We start from the raw sequence: 17,096 nt of genomic DNA, 5'->3' as shown, positions 1-17,096 counted from the left end.
ATGTTTCCTCCTTTAACCATTTATATGAAATACTACAATATCTTCTAATGAGGGTTTTTCCGTTAAAAAACATTTTCCAATATTTTCTTTTTCATTAACATTAATTAAGCCTGTAAAACCAATGGTTGACTTTTTAAATCCTATAAGCCTTTTCTCTATCTGAGGTGTTAATTCACTACTCCCACCTTTAATTAATAAAAAACCTTCTAATATATTGTCCTTCGTATCATTAAATATCATTTTCCCTTCATTGATAAAGAAAAGATAATCAGCTACTTTTTCTAAATCACTCATAATATGGGTAGAAAATATAACACTTCTATTTCCATCGGAAATATAATTCTGTAGTTCTTCAAGTATTTCAATTCTAATCACTGGATCAAGCCCCCCTGTAGGTTCATCCAATATAAGAAGCTTGGTTTCTCTGGATAATACACTTGCAAACATTAATTTCATCTTCATACCCTTTGAAAAATTTTTAACCATTTTCCCTTCAGGCAGTTTCCATTTTTCAATATAAGCTTTAAATTTCTTTTCATCAAAGGAAGTATAAAAACTCTTCATTGTTTTTACTATATCCTTTGTTGTAAAGGTTCCTGGAAAATAATTTTCATCGGATATAAATCCGATCATATCTTTAAAAGCTACTTCATCATCAGTATACTTCTTGCCAAAAACCCTAATTTCTCCACTATCTTTCTTGATCTGTTCCATTATAAGTTTTATAGTTGTAGTTTTGCCTGCTCCATTTTGTCCAACATATCCTAAAATAAACCCTACTGGCAACTTTAAGCTTATGTTTTTAATACCAAAATTTCCAAAATCCTTGCATAAATTTTCAATCTCAAGGGCGTACATTTTTTCACTCCTTTATCAAAGTTTTTAGAATTAGAATTAACTCTTCTTCTGAAATGTCTGCTAGCTTAGCATAATCAATTGCAGTTATAAACGCTTCTTCTATCCGCTTTAGATACTGTTCTTTTATCATATCGTTGTCTTTCGAAAGAACCATCGTTCCCTTCCCTTGAATTGTCGCTATGAAACCCTCGGCCTCAAGATCTGAATAAGCTCTTGCAGTGGTTATCACACTTATCCCTAAATCCTTTGCAAGCTGCCTTATAGAAGGTAAGAATGTATTCTCAGCGATTTCCCCAGACATGATCTGTTCTTTAATTTGTACTTTAATTTGCTCGTAAATAGGTAAATCCGATTTATTTGAAATGATTACCTTCAATTAGACAACACCACCTTGTTCATGAGATTAAAACTGTATATATTTAATTATATACAGTATAAACTTTATTGTCAATGTTATTATAGAGCTAGGATTAATCGTGGTGTTAGTATAGAAACATGAACATGAAAAGTAAGATATAATATAAAGCAGTAACATTACAAGTTTCATTTCCAATTAAAGAGTTTATGCCATATTCATTCTTTATGGGAAATTAAATGTAGTTCACTTTGTTTTTCTGAAGTATTTTCTACAGTAATGACTATCTGAATATGGAAGGAAACTCTACGAACGAATCTCAAGGGGAAAGAAATAGATTTTTCATTACTTGAAGGTAAGCACAATTTGAATGTACTATAATAATATATCCAGAGGTTAGACACATGACCACAAGACGACAACTATTTCCTTAAGAAAAAGTGTTATTTTATCTAAAATTAAGGGTATAAATATTAGAAAGTAATGAGAATATACAAACCTTAAATACTAATAATCAACAAAAAAGGAGACTAGCCATGGAAGGATTATTATATAGCTTTTTAGCCGGAACATCTACCGTGTTAGGGGTAATAATTTTAGTTGTTTTTGGTAGGCCAAGTGAAAAAGTGTTGGCATCCTTGCTTGGATTTGCTGCAGGAATAATGTTAGCTATTTCTGTTTTTGAGCTAATGCCAGAATCACTTCAACTCGGCTCTATGACAATAACTGTTGTTGGTTTTGTTCTTGGAGCAGGAATGATGTTTTTATTAGACAAAATTGTACCTCACTCACATATGTCTAGCGTAGAAGATTTAGTAGTTGAAAATGTAGGTAAACTTGATAACCTAGATAATAATATGTTAAGAACAGGATATTTGATATTATTTGGAATTGCTTTGCATAATCTACCAGAAGGACTTGCAATTGGAGCTGGTATTGAGGCCAGTCCACAAATGGGAATTTTTATTGCAGCTGCCATAGCTTTTCATAATATTCCTGAAGGCTTAGCAATAGCAGGGCCTTTGAAAGCTGGAGGTCTTTCTGTAGGGAAGATATTTTTATTTACTCTTTTGGCTGGTCTTATGACGCCTTTGGGGACTGCGATTGGAATGTTATTTTTGAAGATATCTGAAGTTTTTATAGGCGGTTCATTAGCTTTTGCAGCAGGAGCAATGGTATATATAGTTAATGATGAATTAATTCCGCAGGCAAATACAATGCACAGCCACAATGCTAACTTAGGGATGATTATAGGATTATTGCTTGGTTTTATACTTTTATAGAACTAATAAAAATCATTTAGCAAAAAAAGGTAGCTATACGAGGCTACCCTTTTTTTCAAAATATACAATTACCATTAATTACTGTATAATAAATATGTATTTATAAAAGTGTTGAAGGGAGATCAATTAATGCCTATAAAAGTTATAGTTGATAGTACATCTTATATACCAAAGCAATTAATAGAAAAGTACGATATTACAGTTATACCACTTAGTATAGTTTTTGAAGATGAAGTAATTAAAGAAACAGATATAACAAATGAGGAGTTTTATGAAAAACTAAATAAACAAAAAGAAATACCTACTTCTTCTCAACCAACAGTACAAGAAATTTATAATGTATTTGAAAAAGTTATCAAAGATGGATATGACATTGTAGGAGTATTTATATCATCTTTAAAAAGTGGAACATATAACACTGCTTGTATGGTTAAGGATATGATACTAGAAAATTATCCTGATGCAAATATACAATTAATAGATTCGAAATCTACTGCTATGCAACTAGGGTATGCAGCTATTTGTGCCGCCAAAGAAGCAAAATCGAAAAGAACAATAGGAGAAGTTGTTGAAAAGGTAAATGAGAATATCAGAAGAAGTAGATTTCTTTTTATTCCTGATACTCTTGAGTACTTAAGAAAAGGTGGAAGAATAGGCACAGCTAAAGCCCTTTTAGGATCTATACTTCAGCTAAAACCTATACTAACTGTAAAAGATGGGAAAACAGATGTTATAACCAAAGTTAGAAGTAAAAATAAAGCAGTTAAAGCAATGATTGATATCTTTATGGAAGATGTAAAGGAATATGGTTTAGGTGAAGCTATAATACATCATATAAATTGTGAAGAAGAAGCAAGACAATTTGCTCAAGTTGTTGAAGGTTTAGTTAAACAACCTATAGATATTTGTTCAATTGGACCTGTAGTTGGAGTGCATGTTGGACCTGGGGCATTAGGGATTGTATATTATACAAAAGAAGAAAGAAAGTAGCTAGAAACTTTTATGGTAACTTAGAGGACATCACCTTATATGCAGATTATGATTTTTGGTGATGATATACTTTCTAAGTAGATAATCTAATTAATTAGATTATCTACTTGGATGTATTTTTTATGGGAAATTAAATGTAGTTTACTTTGTTTTTCTGAAGTATTTTCTACAGTAATGACTATCTGAATATGAAGGGAAAGTCTAAGAACGAACCTCAAGTGGAAAGAAATAGATCTTTCATCACTTAAAGGTAAGCACAATTTGAATGTATTAAGCTCCACCTATAATAATACTTATTGTGCATATAGTGTTACAGTAATTATTTCTGGAAAATTAAATACTCTAAAAGGAGATAGACTGTTTCCTAACCCTCTACTTACCACCATTTGTGTATTATGTTTTTTATAAAGCCCTGATGTATATTTCGGCAAAAAACCTTGATGTGGTGCAATTACTCCGCCCATAAATGGAAGTCTAATCTGACCTCCATGTGCGTGACCAGAAAACACTAAATCTAAAGGGAATATACTATATGTATCTATTAAATCGGGTCTATGAGCTAGTAATATTTTAAACTTATCATTTTCTATATTACTATGTAACTTCGTTAATGTATTTTCAACTATTTCTTTATCATCCTTACTACCATGAGGGTAATCTAATCCCATGATATATATTTTTTCATTTCCAATTTTAATTTCCTCAATCTCATTTCTCAAAACCCTTACTCCTATAGAAGTTAACTTGTTTTGTAACTGATTGAAATTTCCTGACCAAATCTCATGATTACCTGTTATATAGTATGTTGGTGCTATTTTAATAACTTCCTTTACCAAATCAATTACAGGTTTTTCATTATATCTTCTTCTATCAACCATATCACCTGTTAAGACTATCAAATTAGGTTTTTGATTTTTGACACTATTTATTAATTTTCTTTGATTTTTACCGAATGATTTCGAATGCAGATCTGATATTTGAACTATTTTGAAGTCGTTAAGTTCAAGAGGGGTCTTTCTCGAATGAATATCTATTTTTCTAGTTACTATATAGTTATTATTAAAGTATAAAAAACCTATAGTAAAAATAAGTATAGGTAAAAATATTTTTATTTTCATGTGTATAACTCCTTTGATTAAATAGGGATTATATATAAATTACACTATAAATTTAATATTATTGTATACTATTTTCTAGTACTTGATCAATAACTCAGAGGCGTTATACATTGAAAAGATTATATGTCTAGTAGAAGTACATATATAAAATAGCCAGTATTTATATTTGCCACCGTAGAATTTCGTTCGGTGGCAAATTGTTGATTAATTATAAATTTTACAACCTCTTTATTTTGTTTTTCTAAACCTTAGTGGAGTTTTTCCATAAATTTTCTTGAACATCTTAGAAAAATTTGCACAGTAGTTATAACCAACTTTATAAGCTATATCCTCTATGCTTAAATCTGTAGTAGAAATAAGATTTGCGGCAACAGTCATTCTAATATGATTAATATATTCTCCTATGGACATATGATAATGTTTCGAAAACCCAGCTTTTAACTTTTGTTCATTCAGAAATACCATCTTACTTAAAGCCTTGATAGTAGGAGGGTTATTGTAATTCTTTTCTAGAATTTCATGGGCTTTCTGAATAGCTTGTATATCAGAAGCAGTCAACTTTATAACTCTATTTCCAATGTTAATATTTCCATAGTTAATTTGATTTGTAAAAGCATTTTCAGGAGAATTAGTAACTTCATTAATAAGAATTGCTATACACTCTAAAATTTTACTTTCTAAATAAATACTTGTTAATGTATTTTTATAACTTAGGCTTTGAAGTTGACGAATAATTTCTACAATTTCTAAAGGGAGATAAGTGTATGTGTAATTTTTAATAAAAGCATCTAAATCCATTATATTTGGAAAGTTTGGCTTTATTACTTCATTAAAATAGCTTTCATATATGGTTATTTCAATTCCGTGAAAGTGTTGACCTTTTTTCCATCTTTGGCGACCCTTTATATCTTTTTCAATAACAAAAAATGATGAAGGCGTAAATGATGATACGGGACTATTTTCGATATTAAATTCTGTAACTCCTTCATAAACGATACCAAATCTGACTAACAGCTCAGGGTTATCAAATGATATAGAAAAGTCTTTAGGTATGGTATAGTCTGCAATATCTAAATTATAATATCCTTTTCTTGAATAATTAATTAAGTAGCCAAGTTCAGGTTTTTCTTTATTTGTATATAAAATGTAGTTATCACTTTCATTTTTGCTGAAGGATAACATCTTTAAAAGTACGTTTCTAAACTCTTCATTAGATTTTACTATCATATATCTCACCCCGTATACACAAGATTTAAATAAATTATATTTAATTGTTCTCCATATTTCAACAAAATACTTCTAATAGATGCAAAAATAATTAAATTAGGTGAATGTATTGATGTGATAATGATTATCATATACAATAAGTCTTGTCGAGAATACAAAAATTTAAATATCGAAAGGAAGATGCTAAGTGAAAAGAAATTCAATATTTAAAACAGTTATATTCGCTTTTATAGCAATCTTTGTTCTTGCTGGTTGTTCAAAACCTTCAAAGGTAACAGATGAAAAAGAAGAAAATAAAACAGTTATAGTAAATGATGTTAGAGGAGAAGTTGAAATCCCAGAAAATCCAAAAAGAATAGTTGACTTAAGTGGTAATAGTGATATTTTGTCTATCTTAGGATACAAGGTGGTAGGAACTGCTAATAGTGATGCTTATGATTATACAAAGTTCCCTTCATATTTAGAGGAAACATTAAAAGGAGCTACTATATTAGGATATAGCATGCAAGATACTATGGATGTTGAAGGAATAATGAATTTAAATCCAGATTTAATTATTATATCAACAGTGCAAGAGAAAATGTATGATCAATTAAGCAACATCGCCCCAACAGTAATGATTCAATTAGAAGCATTAGATTGGAAAGAAGATGTTAAGGTATTAGGAAAACTATTTAATAAAGAGGAAGTAGCACAAGAATGGCTAGATAATTATAATACAAAGGCAAATGAAGTTGGAACAAAGATTAAAGATAAGAATGGTGAAAATATAAGTTACTTATCTTTCCTAGCTAGTGGTGGTCAATTCTATGTATTTGATGGAGCAGGATTTGGAAGTGTTTTATATCAAGATATGGGGTTAAGTAGGCCGCAAGGAATGCCTAAGCAAAGTGACATTAGCTTACCTGTTGTCACTTATGAGGGATTAGCTTCAATAAAAGCAGATTATATATTTGTTCTTGGAACAAATGAAGATTTGAATGTTCTTGAGGAAAATGCTATTTGGAATAGTTTACCTGCCGTAAAGGAAGGTAAAGTGATTAAATTAAGTGCTTCACCTTACTTTATTCAAGGATACAGCTCTATTGGAAGAGAAATACTTTTAGATGAAATTTTGGAGATGTTAAATTAATGAAACAAGTTAATACAATAGCTTTCATAGGTTGTAATATTGTAATTCTAATTATTGGGTTATTCCTAGCTATTAGTCTAGGGGTAACTCATATTGGAGTTTCGGATATATGGAATAGTATTTTTAATTATAGTGAAACACTTGAATTAATGTTAATTAGAGATGTGCGTATTCCGAGAGTTTTAAGCGTTATGTTTACAGGTGGGATTTTGGGTGCAGCAGGAGCGATGATTCAAGGTGTTACAAGAAATCCAATAGCAGAACCTTCACTTCTTGGAGTTAGTCAAGGTGCGACTTTGATGATAGCAATCTTTTACGCACTTGGTATAACGATTAATACAACTAATGTGATGATAGCTTCACTAATTGGAGCTGTATTTAGTGGCATGATAGTTATAGGATTCCTATTAAAAAAAACAAAAAGTAGTTCAATTACAAAAATACTATTAGCAGGTACTGCTATGAGTACATTCTTTATTTCTCTCACAACTATAATAGGACTTTTATCAAATCAATCTCAATTTATCGCATTTTGGGTTTCAGGAGGTTTTAGAAATACAACTTGGTCAGATTTTAGATTGGTTTCAATAGTGGCAGTAGCTGGTTTAATTTTAGCTATGTTACTAGCGAAAAAAATAAATATATTAAGTCTTGGGGATGATGTGGCAATTAGTCTAGGAGAGAATCCAGAAAGAATCAGGCTATTAACATTTCTTGTTATGATACCTATGTGTGCAGCAGCGGTAGCTGTTGGGAAAAATATAGGGTTTGTAGGGCTTATAATGCCACAGGTAACAAGGAAAATATTTGGTGAAGACTATACAAAAAACATACCCTTTTCTTTTTTATTAGGCTCAGTGCTTTTAGTCTATTCTGATATAGCGGCAAGATTAGTATATAATCCTTATGAAACGCCAATTGGAATATTTACGGCAATAATAGGAGTTCCTTTCTTTATAGCTGTTGCGAGAAAGGAGAGGGGTTAATATGAAAAAAAACAGGTTTAAAATAACCGTATTTGTATTAGTTGTTTTATTATTAGGATTTAGTGTTATGTATTTAAGCTGGGGAAATTATAAAATAGCACCAACAGGTATTATCAGAACTTTATTAGGTGAAGGAACAAAGTTAGAAAATGCAGCAGTACTTAATCTAAGACTTCCTAGAATGTTAGTTGGTATTTCTGTTGGAATAGCTTTATCCACAGCAGGGGCATTACTACAGACAATAACGAAGAACGAGTTAGCTGATTCAGGAATTATTGGAATTAATGCAGGTGCGGCAGTAGCAGCAGTTATATTTATTTCACTAAGAACTACAAACTACTATAGTGTGTTGGGAACTTTATCTGTTTATGTATTGCCATTTATGGCTATTTTAGGAGCTGGTATTTCAGCATTTGTAATCTATTTTTTATCGAGTAGCAAAGGAATAAGGCCAAGGAGATTATTATTGATTGGACTTGGAATGAATGCAGGCATGAATGCTTTTATTACATTTTTTACTTTTCGGGGAGGAGTAGGTGATTATAATAGAGTATTGATTTGGATATCTGGGAGCCTTTGGGGAGCAGGATGGAGCTATGCTCAAATCATTATTCCCCTTGTTACCATACTTTTTAGCTTAGTGTTACTTAACTATAAAAAGTTGGATGTACTAAATTTATCTGATGAGCATGCAATTTCCCTTGGGCTGAACTTAAATAAAGAAAGAAAAAAATTCTTAGCATATTCAGTTATGTTGGCAGGAGCGGCAACGGCATTTGCAGGTAATGTAGGATTTATAGGATTAATATCTCCCAATATAGCTAAGAAGCTAGTTGGGCCTTATCATAGGAACTTTCTAATAATTTCTGCAATGATAAGTGTAGCAATCATTTTACTTGCAGATGCCGTTTCAAGGAATTTATTTTCTCCAATCGAAATACCAGTAGGAATAGCAATTTCAATATTTGGAGTACCTTATTTTATTTATCTAATGATGAAGGAGAAGTAGATGGAAGCGATAAGAGTAAGTAATTTATCAGTGGGATATGAAGACAATTTAATTATAGATCAAATGGACCTTTCAATTCCAAAGGGAGAAATTAGTATTATTGTAGGGGCAAATGGATGTGGAAAATCAACTTTGCTTAAAAGTATTGCGAGAGTTATAAAGCCTAAAAGTGGAGAAATTTTTGTTAATGGGCGAAATATAAAAAATCAAAAAGAAAAGCATATAGCAACTCAGATTGCATTTTTACCTCAAAGCCCTGTGTGTCCAAGTGGAATGACTGTAAAAGAATTGGTTTCCTATGGAAGGTTTCCTCATCAGAAGATGATAGGTGGATTGAAAGCACACGATAAAGAAATTATTAATTGGGCAATCGAGGAGACTGGACTTAAGGAATTTGCAGATAGAGAGATAGAAAATTTATCAGGTGGACAAAGACAAAGAGCATGGATTGCTATGACTTTAGCTCAAGAAACAGATATTATTATGTTAGATGAACCAACAACTTATCTAGACATATCATATCAACTAGAAGTATTACAAGTATTAGAGAAATTAAACAAGGAAAAGAACATTACAGTTGTCATGGTATTGCATGAACTAAACAATGCTTGTAGATTTGCTAGTAATATTATTGGACTTAGAAAAGGTAAAATTGTTTGTAGTGGTGTTCCTAAGGAAGTGATAACTAAAGAAAATCTGAGAAAGATATATGGAATTGATGCTAGATTACAATTAAGTGATAATAAAAACTACCCTATTTGTGTGGATTATGAACTTATCAGGGGGGAAAATGAGAAATAAAAACTTTATTATAGTCGTTACTGGTCAGATAATATCACTACTTGGAAATGCAATTCAAAGATTTTGCATGTCTTTATATATTTTAGATTTAACAGGAAGTGCTGCTATATTTTCAACAATATTAGCAATTTCAACTATTCCATATATATTATTTGCACCTATCGCAGGATTACTAGCAGACACAATAAACAGAAAAAAAATAATGCTTTTTCTTGATTTTATTAGTGCTATATTAATGGGTGTATATTCAATAGTAGTAATAAGTGGGAGAGATAATATCATTATAGTAGGTAGTGTTATGTTTCTACTATCTACAATCTATACTTTGTATAGTCCTTCTGTTACAGCTTGTATACCACAGATTGTTGATAAGGAAAAATTAGCTCCAGCTAACGGTATAATTCAGCAAGTCGGCGCTATAGTTAATTTAGTTGGACCTATTGTTGCTGGAATACTATATAGTTTTGTTGGTATAAAGACAATTGTAATATTAAATGCTATGAGTTTCTTGATAGCAGCTATTTTAGAAATATTTCTAGAAATACCAGATTTAGAATTAAGGAAAAAATCTAGGAATTCAATTTTTGAATCTGTTATGCAAATGAAAAATAGCTTCATGTATCTGAAGGAAAAAAAGAAAGTTGTACTAGGAATTATAATTTCTTATGGATTGACAAATATTTTTGTAGTACCAATTTTAAGCATAGTATCTCCCTATTTTGTTAAAGTGAAATTGAATATGCCATCAACTGTATATGGTTTTGTGGAAGCAATATTTGTTTCAGGGATGATTATAGGTGGTATATTAGTAACATTTAATTCTAAACTATTCACTATAAAAAAAGTACACAAAACTATGTATCCTATGATTATATCTATTATAACTATGGGAATTGCAACTTATGTAACTATTGAGAATAAATTTGTTATTCTAGGACTATATTCGATAGGTGGTCTTGGGATAATGTTGTCTTTAGCTTTATCTAATGTTATATCCTTAACTTATATTCAAAAAGAGGTCAAAGAAGATATGCTAGGTAGGGTAAGTGCTTTTTCTACTGCTGTTGCTACAGCAAGTGTTGTACCTGGACAACTGATATATGGTCAGTTGATAGAAGCTAATTTAAGCCTTTATAATATAATGATATTAACTTTTATTTTTAGTGTAGGAGTAGTTAGATTTATAAGGTGGAATGTTAGGAGAATTAATATAGATTAATATCAACTGAAGTAGCAGTTTATATAAAAATTGAATAGTAATGTATCCTCCCCTAGGTAATTAAGCCTAGGGGATTTTTTGAGAGTTTATAACGAATGTGTATGTTGCCTAATCAATGGTAGCTTAGATCTGCATTTTTAAGTGGAGTGAAGAAGGAAATTAGTTAGAGGCAGAGAAAAAGTAAGATTAGGACTTTGGTTTAAGTTTTAAATAAAAATAAGAAAGGTTGATTTTACTTGATTTCTAGGTTAAACAAATTTAATACACTTCGTAATCAAATACTGATTGTTTTTTTAATTGCTATTATCTTTGTATTATTTTTCGTTAATATTATTATTTTTAGCATTGTATCAAATTTATTGAGGTATAATGCAGAAATACAAATACAAGAAACAACAGTTCAAGTCAGCGAAAGGCTAGAAACTTTATATCGCCAAATTGATATAATATCTAGACAAGTCACAACAAATCTATATGTACAACAATTATTACTAGACGAAGTTGATGGTAAACCTACAAGCTTTAACCAACGTCAGTCTCTTATGCAGGTAGTAAATAATTATCAAGTTTATTCAGATGGGATTCATTCATTTGAACTCTATTTAGAAGATGGTAGAAGACTTTTTCCATTGAATGAAGCTAGCTTATCTAGTCGTGTGAATAAGGATTGGATAGAAAAAGCAAGAGATGGAAAAGGGAAAATGGTATGGATTGGGCAAGATCCAAGAGACCCTAATCTACATTTAGCTATTCGCCAAGTAAGTCTAATAGATCGGTGGTTTTCTAATGGAGGATATTTATTGATAAGCATGCATAAAAATTACTTTACACTACATAATGCTTCTAAAACAACTCAGCAGGGGGAATATACGATCATTCTTGACGAAGAAAATTCACCTATTTCTTTAAATTATTATGGAGATGTTGAAGAAATTATTGGAAAAAGTAAGAAGCTAATGAACATAGATAACAGAGATTATATAGTATCTAAAGTAAAATCGGATTTAACAGGATGGACGGTGATGATTCTAACTCCAGTATATGCAGTAATGAAGGGAATTTCTGTTCTTCGAACTGCAATTTTATTTTCAGGGATCATAGGTTTTATTATCTTTTTTTACTTCTCTTTTTTCTTCTCGACAATGGTTACACAACCAGTTTTAAACTTAATCAAAACGATGGAAAATGCTAAATTGCATGGATTAAAGCCTATTTCAGAGAAAACATCAACTGTTGAACTTACTAAATTGAATAAAACTTACAATGAATTAGTTGAGAATATAAATCACCTAATTAAAGTAGTGTACGAAAAAGAAATATTAATTAATCAAGTAGAATTGAAAGCTTTGCAAGCACAAATTAACCCACATTTCCTATATAACACGTTAGAAGCTTTATATTGGTCACTAGAAGAAAAAGGTGAAGAAGAATTAGCGGAAATTGTGATTGCTATGTCAGAATTGTTTCGCTATACAATAACTAGTTCTAGAGTTGAGGATGAATTAGTATTTATACAAGATGAACTTCAACATATAGAAAGATATCTTAAGATTATGAAAATGAGATTAGGTGACAAACTCACCTGGGACGTCTCTTTGCCACCTGGTATTAATATCAAAATTCCAAAACTAATAATCCAGCCACTTGTAGAAAATGCGATACTACATGGGATAGGAAATAAAAATGATAAAGGTACTGTGTCTGTAATAGTTCAAGAAGTAAAACCTCTTAAAAAATTAGTGATTAAAGTAATGGATGATGGGATTGGAATTAATAAAACTACTCTGCATTCTATTAGACAGTCATTAAAATCAGGAATAATATCTTCTTTTAAGGGAAAAGGGGTGGCTCTCGTTAATATTTATAAGAGACTCCAACTTAATTATATTGACAAAGGAGAAATTGAATTTTCTATCGAGAGTAAAGAAAATGAATGGACATGCGTAACTTTTGAGATTCCTATAGGGGAGGAGATTGAGAATGTACTATAAAACTATTTTAATTGTCGATGATGAGCCACGAACTAGGCAAGGATTGAAGAAAACTATTGAAGTGTGGGGAGAGGGAAAATATGATGTTTTGTGTGCAGCTAGTGCCAAAGAAGCATTTGAGATTCTAGAAGAAAAAAAAGTACATCTTCTGATAACGGATATTTGTATGCCTGAGATTTCTGGCTTGAAAATGTTAGAACAATTGAGAAATAGACAAGATAGATTAGTTTCCATTATTTTGTCTGGATTTCCAGAGTTTGATTACGCGCAAAGAGCAATCCAACTAGGTGTGGTAAATTACCTGCTTAAACCTATTAGTAAAAGCAAGTTAATTGAATCAGTAGAAAAAGCAATGGAAGTAGAAGATAATCAGAATAAAGTTGAAAAGATAGAGAAAATTGTCGACAAACAATTATTGAATATAGAAAGTGAAAATTATCAGAACCAATCTCCTATTAAAGAAGCACTTGGTTTCATAGACAAGAGCATAAAAACGCAACTAAGCTTGAAGGAAGTAGCAAAGCATGTTCACTTAAATCACAGTTATCTAAGTGTATTATTTAAGGAACACACAGGTCTTACATTTAGTGAATATATAACACGAAAAAGGTTACAGGAAGCAAAAAAATTATTAGTATCAACAAATTTAAGTATAGATGAAATTGCTCAAAATGTCGGATACCATACCAGCAAATATTTTATAAAACTATTTAGAGAATTCGAAGGAATAACCCCTCACCAGTTTAGAAAATCAAATAAAGATAATGACATCTAAAAAAAGTGGTATTTTATACAATCACTGTTACCTTGTTCCACGAGAGGTGAGATGATAGACTAAGTATAGGAAGAAAATATTCTGAAAATTTAAAATGCTTTAAGAATGGGGGGATAAAAAGTGAATAAGAAATTTCACTCAGTAGTCTTGATCTTAGCGTTAGCTCTAATGCTGATGGCAACAGGGTGTTCTTCAGTTGAAAATTCAGGTTCTCAAGAAAATCAGAAAGGGGATGACCGTGTAACTATAAAGTTCATGCATTTATGGCCAGCGGGAAGTTCAAGACAGCACAATATGTTAGTAAGTGAAATCATTGAAGAATATCAGAATTTGAACCCGCACGTAAGGGTGGTACAGGAAGTGTTAGAAAATGAACAGTATAAAAACAAATTACAAATTAGTTCTGCTTCAAATGACTTGCCTGATATAGGAATGACATGGGCTGGTGGTTTCATAGAGCCATATGTGAAAGGAAATCGTTTTACATCATTAAATGATATTCTGGATGGAGATTTAAAAGCAGCCTTTATTCCAGGTACTACAGAGGCATATGAAGTAGATGGGCAAACTTATGCTCTACCTCTAGAATTGAATATTGTACCTCTTTACTATAATAAGTCAATCTTTGCTAAATATAATCTTGAGGTTCCTAGAGATTATGAAGAATTTAAGAGTGTTGTTAAGACTCTTACTGATAACAATGTTGCACCTATAGCTCTTGGAAACAGGGACCGTTGGACTGGGTCTTTATGGTATATGTACCTTGCAGATAGAATCGGTGGACCAGATGTATTAACAAATGCAATTAACCGTACTGGTAGCTTTGAAGACGAAAGTTTGGTTAAAGCTGCTGAAGAAATTCAAAATTTAGTTAATATGAATGCTTTTGTAAGAGGGTTCAATGGACTGTCAAATGATGAAGGTAAAGCAGAGTTTCTTAATGGGAATGCTGCAATGTATCTTATGGGTTCTTGGGAATTACCTAATTTCACTACTGATGAAGAAGTATCAAAAGAATTTAGGGATAGTGTTGGATACTTTAAATTCCCTGTAGTTGAAGGTGGTAAGGGAAATGTTGATAGCTGGGTTGGAGGACCAGGAGTAGGGCTATTCGTTGCTGAAAATTCACCAGTAAGGGATGAAGCTAAGAAGTTTGTTAAGTTCTTCGTTGAAAGATGGGGACAACAAGCAGTTACTAGAGTTGGTGTTATACCTGCTACGACAGTAGATACATCAGAATTAGATTTACCTGAATTATATATAGATGTTTTAAATGACTTAAGAGAAGCTAGCAATATCACTTTATTCGCAGACGTACAAATGAAAGCTGCTACAGCAGAAACTCATTTAAATATGATTCAATCTCTTTTTGGAAATCAAGCTAGTCCAAGAGATTTTGCTAGAGAACATGAAGAAGCTCTTGCAGGAGAAGCTAAATAATACTTAATCATTTCAATAAAGGATATATCAGAAAAAACAGATATATCCTTTATTAGATATGAAGGTTTTACTCTGAATAACTTCGAAAGGAGATAAAATGAATGGACAAAGTTATGTCGGATAAAAGGATTATTGCATTATATGTACTACCAGCACTGATAATAATGATGGTTTTAGTATATAGTCCTATTATAATGACAGGATACTACGGCTTAATGAAATGGGATGGGATAGGGCATATGGAATTTAGTGGATTATCGAATTATACAAGACTAATGTCCGATCAAATGTTTTGGCAAAGTGTTAAGCATTCTTTTTTACTTGCTATATTTTCTGTACTTAGTTTAGGGATATACTTATTAATTGCATTAGTTCTGTCAGGGAAAATAAAAGGAGCGAATTTTTTTAAGAAGGTTTATTTAATTCCTATGTTACTTTCATCTGTAGCCATTGCTCAGCTTTGGTTAAGAATATACCATCCTACAAGTGGAGTGTTTAATAGCTTTCTAACGCATATAGGTGTAAAGAATCCACCTTTATGGTTAGCAGACACTAATATAGTTCTATATGCAATATTCATTGCTATTTTATGGCAGTATGCAGGTTTTTATATCTTGATCTATTACGCAGCGTTAAAGAATATTCCTGAGTCATTAGTAGAAGCAGCTACAATTGATGGAGCAACACCTTGGCAAGTTGCATACAAAATTAAAATACCGTTAATTGCAAATGTAATTAAGGTAACAGTTGTTTTAGCAGTAGTAGGTTCTCTTAAATATTTTGATTTGATCTATGTAATGACAAATGGAGGACCTAATGGAGCTAGTGAAGTTATAGCTTCATATATGTATAAACAGGCATTCCGTACATATGACTTTGGATATGGAAGTGCCATAGGGTTCTTTTTATTGCTTATTTGTTTAGGAATTACTTGGGTAATCCGAAAGCTAACTGCTTCGCAGGAAGAAATACAATATTAGGGGGGAGAAATAATGAAAGCTATAACAGAGAATAAAAATACATCACAAGCTGCTAGAAAAGTAGAAATAAATGGCTCTAAATCTATACTATTAAAGCATTTAGCTAGGGTTGTGTTGTATTCTACATTAATTTTATTAGCTGTAATTCAAGTTTTTCCTTTAGTCTGGTTGTTATTTTTCTCTCTTAAAACAAATCAGGAAATTTTTAATACGCCCGCATTGTCTTTACCACTAAACCCTCATTGGGAGAATTACGTAAAAGTTTGGACACAAGGTAATATAGGTGTATATTTTTTTAATAGTATATGGATTACAGTAGTTGCAGTATTTGTAACAATTCTACTGGCAAGTTGTGTAACCTTTGCAATTACTCGTATGAAATGGAAGTATAAAGATTTTGTCTTAGGAATATTTATGGTTGGATTGATGATTCCTGTACATTCAACATTAATCCCATTATTTAGTTTTTTTAAGAGTGTAAAGCTAATGGATAATCCTATGTCTATTGTCCTTACATACATTGCTTTCAATCTTTCTCTCACTATTATGATTTTATCAGGATTTTATTATACTTTACCAAAGGAAATTGAGGAAGCAGCAATTATGGATGGTTGTTCTATTCATAGAATGTTTTTTCAGATTATATTACCGATGACTACGCCTGTAGTGGTAACAACTGCCATAATAAATATGATTTATAACTGGAATGAATTTGTTTTTGTTAACACATTCATTAGCTCAGATAAGTATAAAACACTAACTGTTGGAATACAAAATTTCGTAGGACAGTACTCAACAGACTGGGGAGCAATTGGAGCCACTCTTATGATTAGTGTACTTCCTATCTTGTTGGCATTCTTTATATTAAGTGATCGAATTATAGAAGGAATAACCGCTGGATCTATAAAAGGATAAATTAAATCAATTTTTAT

The 17,096-nt window shown here is 31.3% G+C and carries 16 protein-coding genes; 12 read left to right on the top strand and 4 right to left on the bottom strand.

The window, feature by feature from the left end; genetic code table 11:
- Positions 1 to 12: 12 nt before the first annotated feature.
- Entirely contained in the window at positions 13 to 858 is an 846-nt protein-coding gene (locus CLOTH_RS05145) for an ABC transporter ATP-binding protein (RefSeq protein ID WP_079411867.1), read from the bottom strand.
- 4 nt (positions 859 to 862) lie between these two features.
- On the bottom strand, positions 863 to 1,234 hold the full coding sequence (locus tag CLOTH_RS05140; RefSeq protein ID WP_079411865.1) for a GntR family transcriptional regulator: 372 nt from the start codon (positions 1,232 to 1,234) through the stop codon (positions 863 to 865).
- 515 nt (positions 1,235 to 1,749) lie between these two features.
- Between CLOTH_RS05140 and CLOTH_RS05135 the strand changes: the two genes are divergently transcribed.
- Positions 1,750 to 2,496 (top strand): ZIP family metal transporter, encoded by a 747-nt coding sequence (locus tag CLOTH_RS05135; RefSeq protein ID WP_079411863.1) that lies wholly within the window; start codon positions 1,750 to 1,752, stop codon positions 2,494 to 2,496.
- A 129-nt stretch (positions 2,497 to 2,625) separates the two neighbouring features.
- On the top strand, positions 2,626 to 3,486 hold the full coding sequence (locus CLOTH_RS05130) for a DegV family protein (RefSeq protein WP_079411861.1): 861 nt from the start codon (positions 2,626 to 2,628) through the stop codon (positions 3,484 to 3,486).
- 293 nt (positions 3,487 to 3,779) lie between these two features.
- Here CLOTH_RS05130 and CLOTH_RS05125 read toward each other — a convergent pair whose 3' ends face one another.
- Both CLOTH_RS05125 and CLOTH_RS05120 read right to left on the bottom strand, forming a co-directional pair.
- Positions 3,780 to 4,604, bottom strand: coding sequence for a metallophosphoesterase (locus CLOTH_RS05125; RefSeq protein WP_079411859.1), 825 nt, complete (start codon positions 4,602 to 4,604; stop codon positions 3,780 to 3,782).
- Between the two features lie 228 nt (positions 4,605 to 4,832).
- Positions 4,833 to 5,831 carry a helix-turn-helix domain-containing protein gene (locus tag CLOTH_RS05120; RefSeq protein WP_079411857.1) on the bottom strand — a complete coding sequence of 333 codons (999 nt, stop codon included), beginning with the start codon at positions 5,829 to 5,831 and terminating at the stop codon, positions 4,833 to 4,835.
- A gap of 187 nt (positions 5,832 to 6,018) precedes the next feature.
- Here CLOTH_RS05120 and CLOTH_RS05115 point away from each other — a divergent pair, with 187 nt between their 5' ends.
- The 10 genes from CLOTH_RS05115 to CLOTH_RS05070 all read left to right on the top strand — a co-directional run bounded on the left by CLOTH_RS05115 (position 6,019) and on the right by CLOTH_RS05070 (position 17,079).
- Positions 6,019 to 6,963, top strand: a complete 945-nt coding sequence (locus CLOTH_RS05115) for an iron-hydroxamate ABC transporter substrate-binding protein (protein ID WP_079411855.1) — start codon at positions 6,019 to 6,021, stop codon at positions 6,961 to 6,963.
- A complete protein-coding gene (locus CLOTH_RS05110; RefSeq protein WP_079411853.1) occupies positions 6,963 to 7,949 on the top strand; it encodes a FecCD family ABC transporter permease in 987 nt (328 codons plus the stop codon). Before CLOTH_RS05115 ends, CLOTH_RS05110 begins: the two co-directional genes overlap by 1 nt.
- 1 nt (position 7,950) lies before the next feature.
- Positions 7,951 to 8,958 carry a FecCD family ABC transporter permease gene (locus tag CLOTH_RS05105; RefSeq protein WP_079411851.1) on the top strand — a complete coding sequence of 336 codons (1,008 nt, stop codon included), beginning with the start codon at positions 7,951 to 7,953 and terminating at the stop codon, positions 8,956 to 8,958.
- Positions 8,959 to 9,759 (top strand): ABC transporter ATP-binding protein, encoded by an 801-nt coding sequence (locus tag CLOTH_RS05100; RefSeq protein ID WP_079411849.1) that lies wholly within the window; start codon positions 8,959 to 8,961, stop codon positions 9,757 to 9,759.
- Positions 9,749 to 10,978 (top strand): MFS transporter, encoded by a 1,230-nt coding sequence (locus CLOTH_RS05095; protein WP_079411847.1) that lies wholly within the window; start codon positions 9,749 to 9,751, stop codon positions 10,976 to 10,978. Before CLOTH_RS05100 ends, CLOTH_RS05095 begins: the two co-directional genes overlap by 11 nt.
- 236 nt (positions 10,979 to 11,214) lie before the next feature.
- On the top strand, positions 11,215 to 12,969 hold the full coding sequence (locus tag CLOTH_RS05090) for a sensor histidine kinase (protein ID WP_079411846.1): 1,755 nt from the start codon (positions 11,215 to 11,217) through the stop codon (positions 12,967 to 12,969).
- Positions 12,959 to 13,744: a response regulator transcription factor gene (locus tag CLOTH_RS05085; protein ID WP_079411844.1), complete on the top strand. Its 786-nt coding sequence runs from the start codon at positions 12,959 to 12,961 to the stop codon at positions 13,742 to 13,744. The genes CLOTH_RS05090 and CLOTH_RS05085 overlap by 11 nt, the downstream gene beginning before the upstream one ends.
- A gap of 120 nt (positions 13,745 to 13,864) precedes the next feature.
- Positions 13,865 to 15,184: an extracellular solute-binding protein gene (locus tag CLOTH_RS05080; RefSeq protein WP_079411842.1), complete on the top strand. Its 1,320-nt coding sequence runs from the start codon at positions 13,865 to 13,867 to the stop codon at positions 15,182 to 15,184.
- 101 nt (positions 15,185 to 15,285) lie between these two features.
- The gene (locus CLOTH_RS05075) at positions 15,286 to 16,164 is read left to right on the top strand and encodes a carbohydrate ABC transporter permease (protein ID WP_079411841.1); all 879 of its coding nucleotides are present in this window, start codon (positions 15,286 to 15,288) and stop codon (positions 16,162 to 16,164) included.
- Positions 16,165 to 16,176: 12 nt separating this feature from the next.
- A complete protein-coding gene (locus tag CLOTH_RS05070) occupies positions 16,177 to 17,079 on the top strand; it encodes a carbohydrate ABC transporter permease (RefSeq protein ID WP_079411839.1) in 903 nt (300 codons plus the stop codon).
- Positions 17,080 to 17,096: the final 17 nt, after the last annotated feature.

It is taken from the genome of Alkalithermobacter paradoxus (assembly GCA_002029295.1).
GTDB classification, from domain to species: Bacteria; Bacillota; Clostridia; order Peptostreptococcales; family Peptostreptococcaceae; genus Alkalithermobacter; species Alkalithermobacter paradoxus.
Note: the sequence above shows the minus strand (reverse complement) of the source record. Positions and strands in the feature narration are given on the sequence as shown.